Source organism: Streptomyces sp. NPDC002130 (assembly GCF_040296465.1).
Classification (GTDB): Bacteria; Actinomycetota; Actinomycetes; order Streptomycetales; family Streptomycetaceae; genus Streptomyces.
In genome coordinates this window covers 1-2496 of the sequence record NZ_JBEOXI010000550.1, presented here as the reverse complement: position 1 = coordinate 2496, position 2496 = coordinate 1, and the positions used below count along the sequence as shown (strand labels likewise).

The following is a 2496-nucleotide window of genomic DNA, read 5'->3' as shown; positions in this document are numbered from 1 at the left end:
ACCGAGGTACTCGACACCGAGCCGACCGTGCCCGCGCCGGCCCAGCCCCTCCGCCCGACCAGCCCCTACGGCGTTGTCGAGTTCGGTGGAGCCGGGTTCACGTATCCGGGAGCAGAAACGCCGGTCCTGTCGAACGTTTCGATGCGATGCATGCCAGGTACGGTCACCGCGATCGTGGGCAGTACCGGTAGTGGCAAATCGACCCTCGTCTCACTCATCCCCCGGCTCTTCGACGTCACAGCCGGCGCCGTCCTGGTCGACGGCTTGGACGTCCGTGGCTGGGATCAGGACGAACTCTTCGCCAACTTCGGATACGTGCCCCAGAAGGCCTACCTGTTCGCCGGCACGATCGCGAGCAATATCCGCTACGGAAACCCGACCGCCACCGACGACGACATCTGGGCAGCCCTCACCTCGACCGCTGTGGTCAGGTGCAGGGCGACGAGTGAATCTTTGCCGCCGGAGAAGGCGAGATATCCGTCGTGATTGTCGAGGTGTTCCTCGATGCGCTCTTTGATCGCGGCCAGGTTCGGGCGCGGGCGCCGCAGTGCGCGCAGTGTGGTCAGATCGAGCCCGTCCGCGCGAGGGGTGCCACTCATATCTCTGCCGCTTCCCTGGGTGCTCGATGAGTATTTCTGGCGTTGTTGTCACACGCGGCCCGTCGGGCGGATCTTCCTGTGTATGTAAGGCCTCGAAGCCGATCCGACTCGGGGCACCTGCACAGGAGGACGAGCGTGATGAAAGAAAAACTACAGGAGGTGACCTCGTGCGTGGAGGTCGTAGAGGCGGCGTTCGCATCGACGAATCGTTCATCTGAGAAGGACTCACTGCAGAGGGGACGGTGTGCGCGCTGCGCGAAGGCCGACACACCGATCGAGCCCGCGCGGTCGGCGATCTCACGGACCTTCACCGCATTCGACTCGTGGAAGGCTCCGGCAGAGAAAGGTCTCTGCACACCGTGCCGGTGGGCGTATCAGACCTCGGAGCTGCGAACCCGAATGCATCTGATCACCACCGCGCCGGCGATGACCGAACTGACGCAGCCGCGCCTGGCCCGGACCTTGTCGGCACCGTTGACGTCGGAGATCGCGCTGGTGGTGCCGTTGCGTCGCCCGGCCCGCAAACACATCCTGCCGCACGCCCGATGGGGTGCCGTTGCTGTCGAAGACACCTGCTTGCCGTGGTCGGATCGCGATGTCGCAGCAGCTGCCGCGATGCGCCGACTGCGCTCTCACGGCTTCGGCGAACGCATGCTCGGCGAGAGCGCAGCCCCGTATGCAGTGCTACGCACAGTGCCGGCGCGTCGGTGGCCGGCGATCTTCGAGGACTGGGATCACCTGTCCCCGTACCGCCACGTCGACCGATGGTGGGCGTTGGCGCTGTTGGCCACCACACCGCCTCGCAGCAAGGCGCACGCATGAGCACGCCGACCGACCGCTGGCTCGCTGCCGCTCCCGCAGGCCTCCCACAGCTGCACGGTGTGGAGAACGTGGCCGAGCGACTGCTGTTGCTGTTGCACTACGGCGTGGACTGGGATTCGTGGGTGGGCCGGCGCCGGGCGACGTACTGGACGCAGCATTTGCCGAACCGAGTCCGCGTCGCCACTTATGTCGGAGGAGCCGACCTCGATCGTTGGTGGTCGGTTGTCTCACGTTCGCTCGAATCCGAGCCGCGAACAACCGACGAACGGCTGGAGTTGGCCGCTCTTCTGCGCGCCGAATCGGAGCCGGTCCTGACACTGCTGCGGGAGCGTCCCACGGCCTATGTCCTGCGGACCCGCATCGTGGCCGAATCAGTTGCCGCTGCCCGCGCCGCGAGGAAGGTCAGCTGATGCGCTCTACCGTGAGATGGGATGTCGAACTGACTGCCCTGTCGTCGATCTCGCAGAAAGGCGAGGAGTCGGAAACGACGACGACACTGTTTCGCCGCGAACCGATCCTGCAGCCCGACGGGAGGAAAGTGCTGGTACCGGTCGTGTCGGGGAACTCGCTGCGGGGAGCATTGCGACGCACCGCCGAGGAGTTGTTCCGCGATGTGATCGGCTACGAAAGACAGATACCTCTCTCCGCGGCGCACGCACTGCGCAACGGCGGCAACCTGAGCAAAGTCGCCGGCGACTCACTGACCGGCCGCAGGCGTCAGCGCCTGCGCGAGTTGGTCCCGCCGATCAGTCTGTTCGGAGGAAACGGAGGCGGTGCGCCGCCGATCGACGGATGTCTCAAAGTCGGCAAAGTCGTTCCCCGAGTGAAAGAAACAGAATCGATCATGAGCAGGCCCTACCCGGGAGTGCTGATGTCGCAGTTCGAGCTCATGTCCCTGGAAAGTTACAGCCGCTTCGACGACGCCGGCACCAAATTCTTCCCCGAACCCCTCGACGCGGGCGCCGGTTCGGGAACTTCGGTGCACCAGACGTCGATGTTGATGCGCTTCGAGGTCGAGACATTGCCCGCAGGAACACATTTCGAAACATTTCTGAGGGTGGACCGGGCAACCGAC

At 64.8% G+C, this 2496-nt stretch carries 3 protein-coding genes and 1 pseudogene; all 4 read left to right on the top strand.

The annotated features are described in order from the left end of the window. Positions 1–459: pseudogene (locus ABT116_RS42615) on the top strand (ATP-binding cassette domain-containing protein); the annotation flags it as partial. A gap of 275 nt (positions 460–734) precedes the next feature. Beyond that, entirely contained in the window at positions 735–1421 is a 687-nt protein-coding gene (locus ABT116_RS42610; protein ID WP_351646039.1) for a hypothetical protein, read from the top strand. Then, positions 1418–1831 carry a hypothetical protein gene (locus ABT116_RS42605; RefSeq protein ID WP_298785405.1) on the top strand — a complete coding sequence of 138 codons (414 nt, stop codon included), beginning with the start codon at positions 1418–1420 and terminating at the stop codon, positions 1829–1831. Before ABT116_RS42610 ends, ABT116_RS42605 begins: the two co-directional genes overlap by 4 nt. After that, positions 1831–2496, top strand: a 666-nt coding sequence (locus tag ABT116_RS42600) for a hypothetical protein (RefSeq protein ID WP_351646037.1), incomplete at its 3' end; no start/stop codon positions are given. The genes ABT116_RS42605 and ABT116_RS42600, both read left to right, overlap by 1 nt.

Bases quoted from the DNA above. Each gene is read 5' to 3' on its own strand.
- ABT116_RS42605 (WP_298785405.1), top strand. From the start codon at position 1,418: ATGAGCACGCCGACCGACCGCTGGCTCGCTGCCGCTCCCGCAGGCCTC.